General features: G+C 73.0%; 13 protein-coding genes. 12 read left to right on the top strand and 1 reads right to left on the bottom strand.

Translation table 11 applies throughout. The features are described from left to right. The first annotated feature begins 271 nt into the window (after positions 1-271). From QNO07_RS21535 to QNO07_RS21515, 5 genes are all read left to right on the top strand, one after another. A complete protein-coding gene (locus QNO07_RS21535; RefSeq protein ID WP_283993866.1) occupies positions 272-880 on the top strand; it encodes a YdbC family protein in 609 nt (202 codons plus the stop codon). A gap of 80 nt (positions 881-960) precedes the next feature. Then, positions 961-1,617: a phosphoglycerate mutase family protein gene (locus tag QNO07_RS21530; RefSeq protein WP_283993865.1), complete on the top strand. Its 657-nt coding sequence runs from the start codon at positions 961-963 to the stop codon at positions 1,615-1,617. 52 nt (positions 1,618-1,669) lie between these two features. Beyond that, positions 1,670-2,590, top strand: coding sequence for an ADP-ribosylglycohydrolase family protein (locus QNO07_RS21525; protein WP_283993864.1), 921 nt, complete (start codon positions 1,670-1,672; stop codon positions 2,588-2,590). 9 nt (positions 2,591-2,599) lie between these two features. After that, positions 2,600-3,304: a ribonuclease HII gene (gene rnhB, locus QNO07_RS21520; RefSeq protein WP_283993863.1), complete on the top strand. Its 705-nt coding sequence runs from the start codon at positions 2,600-2,602 to the stop codon at positions 3,302-3,304. 250 nt (positions 3,305-3,554) lie between these two features. Beyond that, positions 3,555-4,019, top strand: a complete 465-nt coding sequence (locus QNO07_RS21515; protein WP_349636861.1) for a hypothetical protein — start codon at positions 3,555-3,557, stop codon at positions 4,017-4,019. 71 nt (positions 4,020-4,090) lie between these two features. Here QNO07_RS21515 and QNO07_RS21510 read toward each other — a convergent pair whose 3' ends face one another. Further along, positions 4,091-4,624, bottom strand: a complete 534-nt coding sequence (locus QNO07_RS21510) for a hypothetical protein (RefSeq protein ID WP_283993861.1) — start codon at positions 4,622-4,624, stop codon at positions 4,091-4,093. Between the two features lie 305 nt (positions 4,625-4,929). Here QNO07_RS21510 and QNO07_RS21505 point away from each other — a divergent pair, with 305 nt between their 5' ends. The 7 genes from QNO07_RS21505 to QNO07_RS21475 all read left to right on the top strand — a co-directional run bounded on the left by QNO07_RS21505 (position 4,930) and on the right by QNO07_RS21475 (position 17,224). Next, complete coding sequence (locus QNO07_RS21505; protein ID WP_283993860.1) at positions 4,930-7,089, top strand: RecQ family ATP-dependent DNA helicase; 2,160 nt, start codon at positions 4,930-4,932, stop codon at positions 7,087-7,089. Positions 7,090-7,310: 221 nt separating this feature from the next. Then, positions 7,311-8,477: a DUF4192 domain-containing protein gene (locus tag QNO07_RS21500; protein WP_283993859.1), complete on the top strand. Its 1,167-nt coding sequence runs from the start codon at positions 7,311-7,313 to the stop codon at positions 8,475-8,477. A gap of 262 nt (positions 8,478-8,739) precedes the next feature. Further along, positions 8,740-10,692: a glycogen debranching N-terminal domain-containing protein gene (locus tag QNO07_RS21495; RefSeq protein ID WP_283993858.1), complete on the top strand. Its 1,953-nt coding sequence runs from the start codon at positions 8,740-8,742 to the stop codon at positions 10,690-10,692. Positions 10,693-10,836: 144 nt separating this feature from the next. Further along, positions 10,837-11,595: an NUDIX hydrolase gene (locus QNO07_RS21490; protein WP_283993857.1), complete on the top strand. Its 759-nt coding sequence runs from the start codon at positions 10,837-10,839 to the stop codon at positions 11,593-11,595. Positions 11,596-11,782: 187 nt separating this feature from the next. Then, a complete protein-coding gene (locus tag QNO07_RS21485; RefSeq protein WP_283993856.1) occupies positions 11,783-14,209 on the top strand; it encodes an ABC transporter ATP-binding protein in 2,427 nt (808 codons plus the stop codon). Between the two features lie 135 nt (positions 14,210-14,344). After that, positions 14,345-15,310 (top strand): FadR/GntR family transcriptional regulator, encoded by a 966-nt coding sequence (locus QNO07_RS21480; protein WP_283993855.1) that lies wholly within the window; start codon positions 14,345-14,347, stop codon positions 15,308-15,310. Between the two features lie 363 nt (positions 15,311-15,673). Continuing rightward, positions 15,674-17,224 (top strand): RNA polymerase sigma factor, encoded by a 1,551-nt coding sequence (locus QNO07_RS21475; RefSeq protein ID WP_283993854.1) that lies wholly within the window; start codon positions 15,674-15,676, stop codon positions 17,222-17,224. Positions 17,225-17,236 lie beyond the last annotated feature (12 nt).

Here is a 17,236-nt window from a genome sequence, read left to right as displayed (position 1 = left end):
GCATGGTCACACCACCACTACGACCTCACCGCTTGACATCCAACGTCCAGGGATGTCTGACCCCGGCGCCCCGCGCCCCGCGAGGCGTCCGGACCTCTGCGGCCGCCCAGCCACCTCGTGCCTGCATTCCCGGACGAATCCGGCGTACCGGCCGTCATGGCCGCCGTCGTGCTGAGCGCGTGTTCGAAACCCCCGAGTTCTGCGCTGAGTTGCCTGTCCGGAGTGCGGTCTTGGCCGCTGTGAGCAGTCTGGAGGGCCGTACGATGGCGCGGTGCTGGTCAAGTGGATGCGCTGCTCCGTGGTCGATCGACGCGGATTCGAACGAGGTCAGCGAAAGTGGGCCGGGCTGCTCGGCGAGCCCGGATTCCGAGGCCAGGGCGGTGGGTGGAGCAGGTCGCAGCCGCAGGTCGCGCACCTCTTCGGTTTCTGGGAGAGCCGCGCCTTCTACGACTCGTTCATGGCCCGCTCCCACGACCGACTGCACGCCTCCCAGGTCGGCACCTACAAGGACATGCGCACTCTGCTCTTCGAGTACCGCTTTGACGTGAAGACCGGGTTCCGGCCCGAGTTCACCGACGCCGACCTGCTGCGGGTGGCCCACTGCCGGGTGCACAGGGAGCGCATCGACCACTACACGCTGATGCAGGAGAAGGTCTGGAACCCGGCGATGGCGGGGTCGCCCGGCATGCTGCGCGGCGCCTTCGCCCAGGCGAGCAGCGAGGACGAGTTCCTCGTGCTGTCGATGTGGAACTCCGCCGCGGAGCACGGCAAGTACCGCATCGAGCGCATCGAGAGGCTCTCCCTGCGCGCGCAGACCAACGCGGACATCGCCGCCATCGACGGTGACGTCATCGATCTGGAGTCCGCCTGGACGGTCTGAGCTGCCCACCGGACGCCTGCACCGCGCGCCGCCGAGCCTCCTGGAAGGAGCAGCGTGCCGGCATGCCTAGGCTGGGCGGCATGGCACGTCCCCGTCGCATCGTCCTCATCCGGCACGGCGAGTCCGAAGGCAACGTCGACGACTCCGTCTACGAGCGGGTGCCCGACCACGCGCTGCGGCTCACCGCACGCGGCCGCAGGCAGGCCGCGGAGGCGGGGGTGCAGCTGCGGCGGGAGTTCGGCACCGAGCGGGTGTCGGCCTACGTCTCCCCATACCGCCGCACCCACGACACGTTCCGTGCGCTGCGGCTGGACCCGACGCTGGTCCGGGCGCGGGAGGAGCCCCGGCTGCGCGAGCAGGACTGGGGGAACTGGCAGGACCAGGAGGACGTCCGCCGCCAGAAGGCCGCCCGCGACTCCTACGGGCACTTCTTCTACCGCTTCGCGCAGGGTGAGTCGGGTGCCGACGTCTACGACCGGGTGGACGCCTTCCTGGAGAGCCTGTGGCGCAGCTTCGACGCGCCCGACCATCCGCCCAACGTCCTGCTGGTCACCCACGGGCTGACCATGCGGCTGTTCTGCATGCGCTGGATGCACTGGAGCGTCGCGGAGTTCGAGTCGCTGTCGAACCCCGGAAACGGGGAGACGAGAGCGCTCGTGCTGGGGGCGGACGGCCGCTACCACCTCGACCGGCCGTTCGAGAAGTGGTGTGCGCCGGAGCCCTACGGAGTGCTGTGACCTGCGGTCCGTGCTGCCGCGGAGAACGCCGCCGGATAGAGTTCCGGTCACCATGAGAGTTGACTCCGCTCGCACAGACCGCGCCCTGGCGAGCCTTCGCGGGCTTTCCGTGGGGGACGCGCTGGGCTCGCGGTTCTTCCTGCCCGACCACTACCCGCTGCTGCGGCGGCGGGAGCTGCCGCCCGCGCCCTGGCGGTGGACAGACGACACCGAGATGGCGTGCTCGATGGTCGCGGTGCTGACCGGCCACGGCGCGATCGACCAGGACGCCCTCGCCGAGAGCTTCGCCACCCGCCACGACTCGGCGCGCGGCTACGGCCCGGCGGTCGACCGGCTCCTGCGGGGCATCCGCGAGGAAGGCGCCGACTGGCGGGAGCTGGCGTCGTCGCTCTTCGACGGCCACGGCTCGTGGGGCAACGGGGCGGCGATGCGGGTCGCCCCGCTGGGTGCCTGGTTCGCCGACGACCCGCAGCGGGCCGCACACGAGGCGCAGGTCTCTGCCTACACCACCCATCAGCACCGCGAGGCGGTCTGCGGTGCGATGGCGGTCGCCGTCGCGGCGTCCCTGCGGGCCGGGCTGACCCGCTGGGACGCGGGCAGCGGCGCGGAACTGCTCGACGGTGTCATCGCCCTGGTACCGCGCAGCGCCGTCCAGGCGGGACTGCGCAGAGCGCGGGACATGCTCGACTACGCGGACGTCCACACCGTGGCCGCGGTGCTGGGCTGCGGACGCCGGACCAGCGCCCATGACACCGTGCCGTTCGCCCTGTGGGCGGCCGCCCGCCACGGCGACGACTTCACCTCCGCGTTCTGGACCACCGCGCAGGCCGGCGGTGACATGGACACCACCTGCGCGATCACCTGCGGAGTGGTTGCCGCGGCCCCCGGCTCCGCACCGCCGCCGGAGTGGGCCGCCGGCACCGAATCCCTCCCCGGGTGGGTACCCGGCACCGGTCCGCACCGCGCCCAGTAGGGTGACGGTGTGCCGTACGAGCCACCCACCCACCGCGTCGAGCGTTCGCTGCGGGCCACCACCGGAGCCAAGGTGATCGCCGGCGTGGACGAGGTCGGCCGGGGAGCCTGGGCGGGACCGGTCACCGTCTGTGCGGCGGTCACCGGACTGCGTCGGCCGCCCGAGGGCCTGACCGACTCCAAGCTTCTCGGCGTGCGACGCAGGACGGAACTCGCCGAGCTGCTCACCGGCTGGGTGACCGCTCACGGACTGGGCCACGCCTGGCCGGCCGAGATCGACCGGCTGGGTATGACCGCGGCGCTCCGGCTCGCCGCTCAGCGCGCGCTGGAAGCGCTGCCCGAGCGTCCGGACGCGGTCATCCTGGACGGCAAGCACGACTACCTGGGCTCGCCCTGGCGGGTCCGCACAGTCGTCAAGGGCGACCAGTCCTGCGTCTCGGTCGCCGCGGCCTCGGTGATCGCCAAGGTCCACCGGGACGGGCTCATGGCCGAACTCGGTTCCCAGCACGCCGAGTTCGGGTTCGACGGCAACGCGGGTTACCCCGCTCCGGTCCATCGTGCCGCGTTGGAGGAGCAGGGCCCCACCCCGCACCACCGGCTGTCCTGGTCCTACCTGGACGCCCTGCCGCGCTGGCGGCACCTGAAGAAGGTCAGGACGGACGGCGTGCAGCCCGCCTCGGCAGGCGGCACACCGGCTCAGATCGGCCTCTTCTGAACCCGACGGTGCGAAATGCGCCGGCGTTTGATAGACATCCCACATGCCTCACAGCTCCGAGGAGCCAGAGATTCACCCCAGTGTTCCGGGCCCCCGCACCTCAGCGGATGCCGCCCGCACCCCGCAAGCACCCCGCCCCGCTGTTCCGCGCCCCGCCGCGCCCGGACCCCGTCCCGGCCCGCGCCCTGGGCCGCCGCGTGCGGAGCGTGGCAAGCCAGGACCCGGCCGCTCCGGCGGTGCGCGCACGGCAGTGGCACCAACCCGCCCCGCAGCCACCGCTGTTGTAGCCGAACCGGCTGCGTCGCCGGCTGGGACGGCTGCGCCCACCGGTACTGCCGCCGCGCAGATCCAGCTCGTCGAGGCGCAGGAGTCCGCCGCCGTCCAGGTCGCTGACGAAACGGTTGACCGACTGCTCGACGAAGGCCGGGCACCCGCGGACATCCTCGTCCTCACCACCGGCGAACAGCACCCCTGGGCGCAGCACGAGCTGAGTTTCGGCGAGGACGCCTACTGGACCCAGCAGGCCGCCGGCGACGACGTGTTCAGCGCTCACGTCTCCGCGCTGCCGCGCATCGCGGGCCGTCCCGTGGTCGTGCTGGCCGTCAACGGCGGCACGGACGCCGAGGTCGGCTCGGCTCTGCCCGCCGTCATGGAACGAGCCGCCGCGCAGCTCATCGTCTGCGGTGACACCAAGCGGCTGGGCCGTCTGCTCTGACGCGATGAGCCCGGCGGCGTCCCGGTCGGCTCGCCCGACCGGCGGCGCGTTCCCGGGCGCAGGCCCGGGGGTCAGCCGGCCGCCAGTTCCGGCGGCCTGTTCGCCGCCGGGCGGCGGCCCCCGCGGTCCTCGCCCATGACCCGCCAACCGCTCTGCGTCAGCGTGACGTAGGCCCCGCAGCGCAGACCGTGCAGCGAGCAGGCGTCCCGCAGCGCCCACATCCAGGCGCCGTCCTCCTCCGTCCAGCCGCCGTCACCGTCCCGGCAGGAGAGCACCAGAGCGGTCCGCACCGGACAGCGGAGCCGCAGGTCGTGGGGTATGACGCGGCGCAGCCGCGACAGCAGCGCGTTGCGGAACTCCCACCCGTCAGGCATCGCGGTGCGCACGGTGAACGAGGCGCTGGCCCGCAACCGTTCGTCGGGCTCCAGCACCGCCACGACCACCGTGCCCGGAACGGGGCGGTGGCGCAGGCACAGGCCGTTGACCACCTCGCGCGGGTTGCGCAGCAGTGGGATGCCCCCCGCCGCCCACTCCGCCGGCTCCAGGGTGCGCCCGAGCCGCGTGACGGAGTGAGCAGCCGGGCCGGAAGTGGTGCCGAAGGCCATGCGTGCTCCTGTGTCTGCGCCCATGGTTCGACACGGTGTCGGGCATGGGCGCACACCGCGACAGGGCCTGGAGGACAGGACGCTCCGAAACGGGAGTCACACAGATTGTCTCCGCCCGAACCCGTAGTCGGCAACGAGTAAATCGGCTGAGCGGACCTAATCAGCCGGTGCGACAGCTTTTGTCCTCCCTCGCTCGGCCTGCCGGCCGCCGCCGATCGTCGCGCGGCTGGCAGGCGGTGCGCCGGTGCGGATGTCGCGCTGGGTGAATTCGCCGATTGTCCTCGCCATCGGGTTGCATGGGGGGCATGGACAACCTGGAGCTCCGCGCTGAAGCCGATGCCGTCCTCGCAGAGCTGGTCGGTGACCCGGGGGGCTCCGCACGGCTGCGGGAGGACCAGTGGCAGGCGGTGGCGGCCCTGGTGGAGGAGCGCCGTCGTGCACTGGTGGTCCAGCGCACCGGCTGGGGCAAGTCGGCGGTCTACTTCGTCGCCACCGCACTGCTGCGGCGGCGCGGGGCCGGCCCGACCGTGATCGTTTCCCCGCTGCTGGCCCTGATGCGCAACCAGGTCGAGTCGGCGGCGCGGGCCGGTATCCGGGCCCGCACCATCAACTCCGCCAACCCGGAGGAGTGGGGCGCCATCCACGAGGAGGTCGAACGAGGCGAGACCGACGTGCTGCTCGTCAGCCCGGAGCGGCTCAACTCGGTGGACTTCCGCGACCAGGTACTGCCCAGGCTCGCGGCCACGACAGGCCTGCTGGTGGTCGACGAGGCACACTGCATCTCCGACTGGGGACACGACTTCCGCCCTGACTACCGGCGGCTGCGCACGATGCTGGCGGAGCTGACGCCGGGCGTGCCGGTCCTGGCCACCACCGCGACCGCGAACGCCCGGGTGACCGCGGACGTGGCCGAGCAACTCGGGACGGGGGGCGGGGACGCGCTTGTCCTGCGTGGACCGCTGGACCGGGAGAGCCTGCGACTGGGTGTGCTGCGGCTGCCGGACGCGGCGCACCGGCTGGCGTGGCTGGGGGAGCGGCTGGGGGACCTGCCCGGGTCGGGAATCATCTACACCCTCACGGTGGCGGCGGCGGAGGAGGTCGCCGCGTTCCTGCGGCAGCGAGGGCACCCGGTGGCCTCTTACACGGGGAAGACGGAGAACGTCGACCGCGTGCAGGCTGAGGAGGACCTGCTGGCGAACCGGGTGAAGGCGCTGGTGGCGACCTCGGCGCTGGGAATGGGCTTCGACAAGCCGGACCTGGGCTTCGTGGTGCACCTCGGGTCGCCCTCGTCCCCGATCGCCTACTACCAGCAGGTGGGGCGTGCCGGGCGCGGAGTGGACCACGCGGACGTGCTGCTGCTGCCGGGGCGGGAGGACGAGGCGATCTGGGCGTACTTCGCCTCGGTGGGCTTTCCGGCCGAGGAGCAGGTACGGCGCACCCTGGCCGCTCTGGAGCAGGCGGGCCGCCCACTGTCGCTGCCGGCGCTTGAGCCGTTGGTGGACCTTCGCCGCTCGCGCCTGGAGACGATGCTGAAGGTCCTGGACGTGGACGGCGCGGTCAGGCGGGTCAAGGGAGGCTGGACCACCACCGGGCAGCCGTGGGCCTACGACGCCGAGCGCTACGCGTGGGTGGCCCGGCAACGGGAGGCCGAGCAGCAGGCCATGCGGGACTACGTGGCGACCACGGGGTGCCGGATGGAGTTCCTGCAGCGCCAGCTCGACGACGAGAAGGCAGCGCCGTGCGGCCGCTGCGACTCCTGCGCCGGTCCCTGGCTCGACTCCGCCGTGACGCCCGGGGCGCTCGCGGCGGCGACGGGCGAACTCGAGCGTCCCGGGATCGAGGTGGAGCCGCGCCGCATGTGGCCTTCGGGCATGGCGGCGGTCGGAGTCGACATCAAGGGCCGTATCCCGGCGGGCGAGCAGGCCGTCACCGGGCGGGCGCTGGGAAGGCTCTCGGACATCGGCTGGGGCAACCGCCTGCGTCCGCTGCTGGCGCCCCAGGCCGCGGACGGGCCGGTCCCGGACGACGTGCTGTCCGCCGTGGTGACGGTGGTCGCCGACTGGGCGCGTTCGCCGGGCGGCTGGGCCGGTGGCGGCCCCGACGCCTCGGCCCGGCCGGTGGGCGTCGTCGCCCTGCCCTCCCGCACCCGTCCGCAGCTGGTGTCCTCTCTGGCCGAGGGGCTTGCCCGGGTCGGCAGGCTTCCGCTGCTGGGCAGCCTGGCCTACTCGGCCGAGGCCGGTGAGTGGGCGGCACACCGCAGCAACTCCGCCCAGCGGTTGCGCGCGCTGGCGGCGTCGTTCACCGTGCCCGACGACCTCGCCGCCGCACTGGCCGACATCCCCGGCCCGGTGCTGCTCGTCGACGACTACACGGACTCGGGATGGACCTTGGCCGTGGGCGCACGCCTGCTGCGCCAGTCCGGCGCAGGTGACGTGCTGCCTCTGGTGCTCGCCGTGTCCGGGTAGGCGATCGCCCCTCGGACCTGCGTGATGCGTGGGCTGCACGCCGGGGAGCGGGAGGGCGCGGGCAGCGGTGCGGAACCGGTGTGTGGTCATGCGCCCAGGCAACACGGTGGGGCCGACAGCCCGCACGCCGAGCTGTGGACAAGCGGGCGATCATCAGATCATCAACGCCGCCTGTGGATGACCGGCGACGAGCGATCGGGCTTCGGGTCCATCGTCGGGGCATGACACACACCGGACCCGTTCACGACCAGCCGCTCACCGACAACCGCGTCACCCTGCGCGGACCCGCGGAGCTCGCAGACGCGCTGCCCTACCTGCTCGGATACCACCCCGACGACTCCGTCGTGGTGGTCGGCCTGCACGGCGGCAACGGCCGCTTCGGCGGCCGCATCCGCCTGGGTATCCCCTCACTGCCCCAGGAATGGCCGGACACCGCCCGCCAGGTCGCGGAATGCTTGCTCGACAACAGCCGCGCCCGGGGCAACCGGCCTGACGGGGCTCTGATCTACCTCTGCCAGGAGCCGTCCCCCGGAGAGACGCCACAGCAGGCCATGGAACGGCTGCGCCCCCTCGCCCACGAACTGCGCACCGCATGCGGGCGTCTGGAGATGCCCGTCCAGGAAGCCCTGTGCCTCTCCGGCGGCACGTACTGGTCGTACTGCTGCCCCGACCCCCGCTGCTGCCCGGCCGAGGGCAGTCCGCTCGCACCCGTGGGGCGCTCGACCATGGCGGCGGCCGCCGCGTACGCGGGCATTCAGGTACGGGGCTCACTGCGGGAGCTGACCGCCCGCCTGGCGCCGCTCACCGGCCTCGCGGCGGAGGACCAGGAAGGCGTACTGGACGAGGCGGGGGCGGTGCTCCTGCCGAGGATGCTGGGCGAAGCCGACCGGACGGAGGTCCGGGCCGAGACGCTGGCCCTGGGGGCGCGGCTCCTGCGGCGCTTCCGCAACTCCTCCCGGGCGGTCGACCACCTGTCCGCCACGGACGCCGACGCCGCCGACGACCGGCTGCTCTCCGACACGGAGGCCGCCGCACTGATCGTCGGGTTGCAGGACCGCCTCACCAGGGATCGGGCCGCCGAGTGGATGGAGAGCCGCGAAGCGCAGCCTGCCCTGCGGCTGTGGCGGGCGCTGAGCCGCCGCTGCGTCGGAGCGTACGCCGAGCATCGCGCGGCACCCCTCACCCTCGCGGGCTGGGTGGCCTGGGTGACCGGTGACGAGCCGAGCGCCCGGGTGGCGTTCGGGCTGGCACTGGAGGCCGATCCCCGCTACGTCTTCGCCCGGTTGCTGCACTCGGCGTGCAACGGCGGGCTGGATCCCGAGCCGCTGCGACAGTGCCTGCGAAAGCAGCGCACCTCCCATGACGCGCGATCGCCACACCACGCGTGACCAGCCGGGCCGCCGCGCGTTCACCGCTGTGCGGGCCACCGCGCCCGCCCCGCCGAAGCCGTCACCGCCCCGCCCGCCGCGTCCGCCTCCCACCCCACATCCTCCCAAACCACCCCTCCGCCGACGCCACGCTCCTGCGGCGGTGCGAGGAAGACCGGAGCAGCCCATGCGTTCATCCGCCCCCTCCGTACCCGGCGCCCGCCCACCGGCTCGCCCCGCGGCGCCACCGCGCCCCGTCGCCCACGAGCCCGTTCACTCCCTCATGATCTGTGTCGCCGCCCCCGCGTTGGCCGTCTCCGCCCAGCACGGGCAACTCACCGGGAACGGGCTCGAAGGCTTCTACCGGGCTGGCCGCCGGGTCCTGTCCCGCTGCACGCTCACCATCGGCGGCCGTGAGCCGGTCCCGCTGCTCGGGCGCATGCTGGGCGCCGGGCGGGCACGGTTCGTCGCGGCGGCCCGCACCTCGGCCGACGACGGCCCCGACCCCGCCGTGACGGTGGAACGCACCCGCGAGGCCGAAGGCGTCGAGCGCATCGTCCTGCGCAGCACCGCCGACCGGGCACTGCGCATTCCGCTCGAACTCAGCCTGGGCACCGACCTGGGTGAACTCGCCGCCCTGGCCAACGGCCACCGCGGCGCGGAGCTACCGGCGGCCGTCCAGGGCAGCGGCCTGGCCTGGACGGCCGGGGACGTACGCGCGGTCGCCACCGCGCTCCCCGCCCCCGACACCGCGCTGGCAGCGGGCGGAATCCTCCGGTGGGAACTGGAACTCCCCCCAGGCGGCAGCCGAAGCATCGTGCTGACGGTGACACTCGACCGGCCAGCCGGTCGAGTGGCTCGACCGCCCCGTCCGGTGGTGCCGCTGCCCGGCCCGCGACCGGACACGGCGGCGTTCCCCTGGCACCGGCCGGAGGCGCAGGGCGACGACGTACGCGTCACCGCACTGCTGGGCACCAGCGTCGACGACCTGCAGAGCCTGCTGATCCGTGATCCCGACCACCCGGCGGACGTGCATCTGGCCGCGGGGGTACCCTGGCGCTGCCTGCTGGCGCCTGCCGAGTCGCTGCGCGCCGCCCGCCTGCTGCTGCCCCTGGGGACGGCACTGGCCGCCGCCACGCTGCGCACCCTGGCGCGCGGGCAGTCACCCGGCCCGGGCCCCGATTCCGGGCGCCTGCCCGGATCTCTGCGGCAGTCGGGGCCGCACGCGCCACCCAGCTGCACCGGCGTGGAGACCACACTGCTCTTTCCTGTCGTGCTGGCCGAAGCCCGCAGGTGGGGGCTGCCGGATGCCGAGGTCGAGGCGCTGCTGCCGACGGCGGAACGCTGCCTCGACTGGCTGCGTTCCGCCTCGGTGGACGGCTACGTACCCGATCCCCGGCCCACGGGCCCCTACCGGTGCGAGACCCAGGCGCAGGCCCACCGCGCTGCCTACCTGGGCGCCGCCCTGCTGGACGCGGCGGGCCGCCCGGGAGCGGCACGGTGGCGGGACTGGGCCGCTGAGCTGCGGGGGCGCTTCCGCACCGACTTCTGGCAGGACGACGCCCGGGGTGGCCGTCCCCTCGCCATGCGCCGGCGCGACGGCACGGTGTCCACCCGCTGGACATCGTCCGCTGCCGAACTGCTCGACACCGGTCTCGACGAGGGCGGTGACCATGCGCCGGGCCTGCTGGACAAGGTGCAGACAGAGCAGTTGGCGCGGCTGCTCGGAGACCCGTCGATGGACTCCGGCTGGGGGCTGCGCAGCCTCGGTGCCGCGGAACCGGGCCACCAGCCCTTCGGGCACCGCAGCGGCGCGGTGCGCGTCCAGGAGACGGCGACAGCCGTGGCGGCGCTGGCCGCCGCCGGCTACGAGCGGGAGGCGGTCTCGCTGCTCCGCGGCCTGCTGGACGCGGCGGAGCGCTTCGAGTACCGCCTGCCGGAGATGTTCGCCGCCGAACAGCGGTCCGCCGGCGGTGTGCCGATCCCGCATCCGGCGGCGGCCCGCCCGGCGGCGGTGGCCGCTGCCGGTGCGGTCCACCTGCTGCTGTCCCTCGCCGGTGTCCGGCCCGATGCGCCGGGCGGCACGGTCTCGGTACGGCCGATGCGCTCGGCTCCCCTGGGGGCCGTCCAGTTCACCGGCCTCCGGGTGGCGGCCGAGCCGTTCTCCGTCCGGGTGAGCCGGCTCGGCGTGGGAGTGGTCGAAGAAGCGGGGGAGGGGTTGCAACTGGGCGTGTGAATCAGGCGCAAGGCCCCCCGGCGCAGACGGGTGGCGGGCGACCCGGCACCTGCCGGGGACCGCAGATGTGCCGCCGCCGGCAAGCAGTTGGTCCGGTCCGCGCGAGGCCCTGTTTATCGTCAGGCAGACGACTATGATCACGGTATGCCCTACGACCCGTCGGCCTTCCCGCCCTTCGCCGTCACCGTCGACCTGGTCGTGCTCACCGTGCGCCGGCACGAGCTGTGTGCTCTTGCCGTGCGACGCGGCGAGCCGCCCTTCCAGGGGCGCTGGGCGCTGCCCGGCGGCTTTGTCCTGCCCGATGAGGACCTGGCGTCCGCGGCGGCCCGTGAACTGGCCGAGGAGACGGGGCTGCGGGTTCACGAAACCGACGGGCACCAGGTCGGTGCGCACCTCGAACAGCTCGCCACCTACGGCGAGCCCGATCGTGACCCCCGCATGCGGGTGGTGAGCGTGGCCCACCTGGTGCTCGCGCCCGACCTGCCCGCTCCGACGTCCGGAGGTGACGCCCAGACGGCCCGGTGGGCGGCGGTCAGCACTCTGCTGCCCGGCCCGTCAGGCGTCCGGCCCGCAGAGAGCGGTCACACCTCCGCCCTGGCCTTCGACCACGAGCGGATCCTCACCGACGGAGTGGAGCGCGCGCGTTCAAAGATCGAGTACTCCTCGCTCGCGACGGCCTTCTGCCCACCGGAGTTCACAGTGGGGGAACTGCGCAGGGTCTACGAGGCGGTCTGGGACGTGGCGCTGGACCCCCGCAACTTCCACCGAAAGGTGACCGGCACACCCGGGTTCCTGGTGCCGACCGGCGGCACGACAACCCGTCAGGGCGGTCGGCCCGCCCAGCTGTTCCGTGCGGGCGGGGCCACCCTGCTGAACCCGCCCATGCTGCGTCCGGAGCTCTGACCGGGTAGTTCGCCTCGCCCGGGAGCCTGCCTGCGGTGGGGGCAGAGGCCGACGGGGGCGTTCCCGGAAGGGCCGTGGCACGGGCGGTCGAGGCCGACACCCGGAACCAGGGCCAGCCCAGCTACCGTGAAAGTCGGACATATCGCGTTATCTTGCATGCGTCCCCCATGCTTTCGCGGGAGAAGCGATGATTCAGGCAATCGGACTCACCGACGCCCCCCGTCGCGGCAAGCCCCCCGCCGTCGACGACCTGACCTTTGAGGCCCGTCCGGGCCGGATCACCACACTGCTCGGCCCGGCGGGGTCCGGCAAGTCCACCGCGCTGCGGCTGATGCTGCAACTGCGCTCGGGGCGGGGGGTGGCACTGTTCCGCGGCCGGCCGCTGCATCGGGTGCCGCATGTCGCCCGTGAGGTCGGCGTGCTGCTCGGTGACGTCGCCGGGCACCCCGGCCGAACGGCGCGCGGTCATCTGCGCATGCTCACCGCCGTCGCCGGTGTTCCCGTCTCCCGGGCCGACGAGATGCTCGACGTGGTGGGTCTCAGCGGCCTCGCCGACCAGCCCCTCGGTACGTTCTCTCTCGGCATGGACCGCAGGCTGGGCCTCGCGGCGGCGCTGCTCGGGGACCCGCACACCCTGGTGCTGGACGAACCCGGACGCGGTCTCGGGCCGCGGGAGGCCGCGTGGTTGCACGGCCTGCTGCGGGAGTACGCCGACCAGGGCGGGTTGGTGCTGACCACCGATCGCGACCCCAGGGAGGCGGCCCGCCTCGCCGACCAGGTGGTCACGCTCGACGGCGGCCGGCTTGTCGCCGACCAGGAGGCGGCCGACTTCGCCAGGACCCGTCTGCGTCCCCGGGTCGTGGTCAGTTCACCGCATGCCGAACGCCTCGCGACGCTGCTGGTTCAGGAAGCGCGCAGCCCGGCTCTGACGGCGCGTCCGCCCGCCGCCCGGAGCGCGGAGCCGCTGGAGGTGGTGCGGGAGTCGGGCGGCCGCATCGCGGTCTACGGCAGCGACTGCGCACGCGTCGGGGAGACGGCCTACCGGCACGGCATCCTGATGCACCGGCTGGCCGAGGAGTTCGGCGTGGCCGGCGACCGGGTCGCGGCGCCCCCTCTCACCCGGGCCGACGGACGCCCCGCTGCTCCGGCAGCCCTGCTCACCCCCGCGCGCTGCGAGGCCGCCGGGTTCGGGACCCAGCCGGCCCTTTCGGGTGCGCCCGTGCCCTCCGACGCCTCAGCGGCCTGGGATGCCATGGTCGGACCGGAGGGCCGGACCGTTGACGCCCCGCTGGAAGGCTCCCCCCGTCCGGCGTGCCATCCTCACGCCACCCAGGCGCCCGGTGCCGTGAGGAAGGCAGTGAGCGCACCAGTGAGCCCGGCCGCCACATCCCCCCTCCCCGAGGCGCCCCACCTGGGCGCCGCGGGCACTGCCACCACAACAGGAACAACAGGAACAACAGGAACAACAGGAACAACGTGGGCAACAGGGCTGGCAGGGCCAACGGGGACAGCGACCGCAGGTGTCACAGGCGTCGCGCTCACCCCGATCAGCTCCCCCCGGGCCCTCACATCCGCTGTCCACACCTCGCCCGCCCTCACCTCGCCCGCCCTCACCCCGCCCGCCCTCACCCCGCCCGTCAACGACCCGCCGGCCAACGATCCGCCGGCCAATGACCCGGCCGCCAACGACTCTGCCGCTTCCGCGCCGACCGCTCGCATCCCGGCCGTCCCCGGCGTCGCCGCCTCCCCGGCGGTCGCGGTGGGCCGGGGCCGAGCCGCGTCGGCCGCCACCAGGCGCGGCGGCACCCCGCGTGCGCTGCCGCCGCGCCTGGTGGCGGTTCCGGCGCCCGGCCCCAGCTGGCCGCTGCGCTACGAGGTTCGCAGGCTGGTCAGTGTCCGGTCGAGCTGGGTGATCGGCGGGATCGCACTGCTGGCCGGGGCGGTCGTGGCGGCAGTGCTGGGGTTCGGCGGCGCAGTGCCCGTCCCGCAGGTCCTCACGGGCCGGCCGCCCGCGCTGCCCCTGGCGCCGGTGGCCGCCGCCGCGGGGCTGCTGGGGGCGCTCTCCTTCGGCCAGGAGTTCCGCTACCCCGCTCTGGCCCCCGCACAGGTCCCCGTGCCGCGCCGGCTGGGTCTGCTGGTGGCCAAGCTGCTCGTGACGGCGACACTCGCGGTGCTGCTGTGCGTGGCCTCCACCGCGGTCAACGCGGCCACCGTGACGGCGCTCTACGGCACCGACTTCCTGGCGCTTCCCGGGCACTGGCCGCTCCAGTTCGCCGGGGGAGCCGCGCTGGCGGCCGGTTGCGCCTGGGCCGGGCTGCTGGCCGCAGCGGTGTTCCGGTCGACCGTCACCGGCATCGGCGCGTTCCTTGTCGTGCCGCTGATCATCACACCGGCGATCCGGCAGTTCCTTGAGGGACCCGCGGGCCGCACTCTGGAGTTGCTGCCCGCCCGCCTGGAGTCGGCGCTGCACGCCTCATGGCCGTCGGGGCTCGGTGAAGGGGCGGCGTCAGCGGCTCGGGTGCTGTCCCAACCGGCCGGTGGCGCGATGGTGTTGTCGCTGGTGGTGCTGTTCGCCGCCTACCTGCTCACGGCCCTGCGGACCCAGGCGGGGTGAGGCCCGCCGACCTGATGCCGGACCGTGTGTACTCGTCACCGCACCATGCCCGGGCTGGCGTTCATCGGACGAAGGGAGGGCGATTTCTTCCGAAAATGGCGTCAATGACACACCGGTCGACGATCACCCTTTCGTGTGCTTTTCACCAAAGCCCTCAAGGGCGTGCTCCATGCGGCCGACAAAGGAGGCGTGACTACCCTTGCGCACTCCATGATGTCCGCGGCCCGCACCTCCGACTCCGGCCTCACCGGCTCCGGGGAGCTGGACCGATACACCTACGCAGACACCCCGGGCACCGCCCGCCCTGCCGCCAACACCCCCGGCTGGGAGGGGGGTGACGCCGACATGTCCCGGGTCGGCCGCCGCCCCGCGGCCAACCGCGGGCGCGGACTGCACGGCCAACTGGTCCAGCAGCTCGGCCAGATGATCGTCTCCGGTGATCTCGGCGCGGACCGACCGCTGGTCCCCGAGGAGATCGGCCAGCGCTTCGAGGTCTCCCGCACGGTCGTCCGCGAGTCGCTCCGCGTCCTGGAAGCGAAGGGGCTGGTCAGTGCGCGACCCAACGTCGGCACCCGGGTCCGGCCGGTCAGCGACTGGAACCTGCTCGACCCCGACATCATCGAGTGGCGGGCCTTCGGGCCCCAGCGCGACAGCCAGCGCCGTGAACTGTGCGAGCTGCGCTGGACCATCGAGCCGCTCGCGGCGCGCCTCGCGGCCGGACACGGCCGGGAGGAGCTGCAGCAGCGACTCTGCGACATGGTCGAGATCATGGGCCACGCGCTCGCGCAGGGAGACGGCCTCACGTTCTCCCGCGCGGACGCGGAGTTCCACGGCCTGCTGCTCCAGGCCGCCGGCAACCGCATGCTGGAGCACCTGTCGGGCATCGTCTCCTCTGCCCTGCACGTGTCGGGCGGCCCGGCCACCGGGTGCGAGCGGCCCACGGAGGCGTCCGTCGCCCACCACCAGCGCATCGTCGAGGCGCTCGCCGCCGGAGAGGCCGCCGTCGCCGAGGCCGCCATGCGCCAGCTCCTGTCGGTGCAGCCCGAGCCGGCCGTGCCCGCGCACACCGAGCACGTGGTTCCCGCTCCTCGGGAGCACTGAACCCGCAGGTCCGCACCGCGCTGACCGGTCGAGCCTCCGCCGCCGGCCCCGTTCTCCACGGGGCCCGGCGGGGCCGGGTGCCATGGCCGTTCAGGGGTGAATGATCCGATAAGTGCGGCTTGCGAGTGACGGCCGGGCATACATCGTGTGACTCGGGACACGTGAATTGGGCGTAACGCTTCGACGAGAAGCACGATGACTCAAGAGGTGGCTGCCGCAGAGGGAATACAGCCGAGATCCACAACGCTGTACCGCCCCTCTGCACGCTCCGCCCGAGTCGCCGCACCACCCTTGTCGGCGCTCGCAGGTTCCGGCCCTCGTGGGCGGAACCGTAGCCGTTTCCATCGTTCCGAGAGGTTGTTCGTGTCGGCCAGCACATCCCGTACCCTTCCCGCGGAGATCGCCGAGTCCGAGTCCGTGATGGCGCTCATCGAGCGGGGAAAGGCTGATGGGCAGATCGCCGGCGACGATGTGCGCCGGGCCTTCGAGGCCGACCAGATTCCGCCGACGCAGTGGAAGAACGTGCTGCGCAGCCTCAACCAGATCCTCGACGAGGAGGGTGTGACGCTGATGGTGAGTGCCGCCGAGGCGCCCAAGCGCACCCGGAAGAGCGTCGCAGCGAAGGCCCCGGCCCGGCGTACCGCCACGAAGACGGTCGCAGCCAAGAAGACCGTCACCGTGCCCCCGGTCGAGTCCGAGGCCGCCGTGGGCGAGGAGGCCGAGTCCGAGGCGCCCGCCAAGAAGGCCGCTGCGAAGAAGACGACCGCGAAGAAGGTCGCCGCCAAGAAGACCACCACCAAGAAGGCCGCGGCGAAGAAGACGACCGCGAAGAAGAACGTCGTCGACGAACTTCTCGAGGGCGGCGAGGACGCCGAGGAGACCCCGGGCAAGCCCGGGAAGCCCGGCGAGGAGCCCGCCACCGAGGGCAAGACGGAGAACGAGGGCTTCGTGCTCTCCGACGACGACGAGGACGACGCCCCCGCGCAGCAGGTCGCCGCCGCCGGTGCCACCGCCGACCCCGTCAAGGACTACCTCAAGCAGATCGGCAAGGTACCGCTGCTCAACGCGGAGCAGGAGGTCGAGCTCGCCAAGCGCATCGAGGCCGGCCTCTTCGCCGAGGACAAGCTCGCCGGTGCCGACAAGCTGGCCCCCAAGCTCAAGCGCGAGCTGGAGATCATCGCCGAGGACGGCCGCCGCGCCAAGAACCACCTGCTGGAGGCCAACCTCCGGCTGGTCGTCTCGCTCGCCAAGCGTTACACCGGCCGCGGCATGCTCTTCCTGGACCTGATCCAGGAGGGCAACCTCGGTCTCATCCGCGCCGTCGAGAAGTTCGACTACACCAAGGGCTACAAGTTCTCCACGTACGCCACCTGGTGGATCCGGCAGGCCATCACCCGCGCCATGGCCGACCAGGCCCGCACCATCCGCATCCCGGTGCACATGGTCGAGGTCATCAACAAGCTGGCCCGGGTTCAGCGCCAGATGCTCCAGGACCTGGGCCGCGAGCCCACCCCGGAGGAGCTGGCCAAGGAACTGGACATGACGCCGGAGAAGGTCGTCGAGGTCCAGAAGTACGGCCGCGAGCCGATCTCCCTGCACACCCCGCTCGGCGAGGACGGCGACAGCGAGTTCGGTGACCTCATCGAGGACTCCGAGGCCGTGGTGCCCGCCGACGCGGTCAGCTTCACCTTGCTCCAGGAGCAGTTGCACTCCGTGCTGGACACCCTCAGCGAGCGGGAGGCCGGTGTCGTCTCGATGCGCTTCGGCCTCACCGACGGCCAGCCGAAGACCCTGGACGAGATCGGAAAGGTCTACGGCGTGACGCGTGAGCGCATCCGGCAGATCGAGTCGAAGACGATGTCCAAGCTGCGTCACCCCTCACGTTCGCAGGTCCTCCGGGACTACCTGGACTGAGCGGGTGCCCCG

This window comes from Streptomyces sp. 549 (assembly GCF_030124175.1).
In the GTDB taxonomy this organism is placed as follows: Bacteria; Actinomycetota; Actinomycetes; order Streptomycetales; family Streptomycetaceae; genus Streptomyces.
This window is presented reverse-complemented; position numbering and strand designations above follow the sequence as displayed.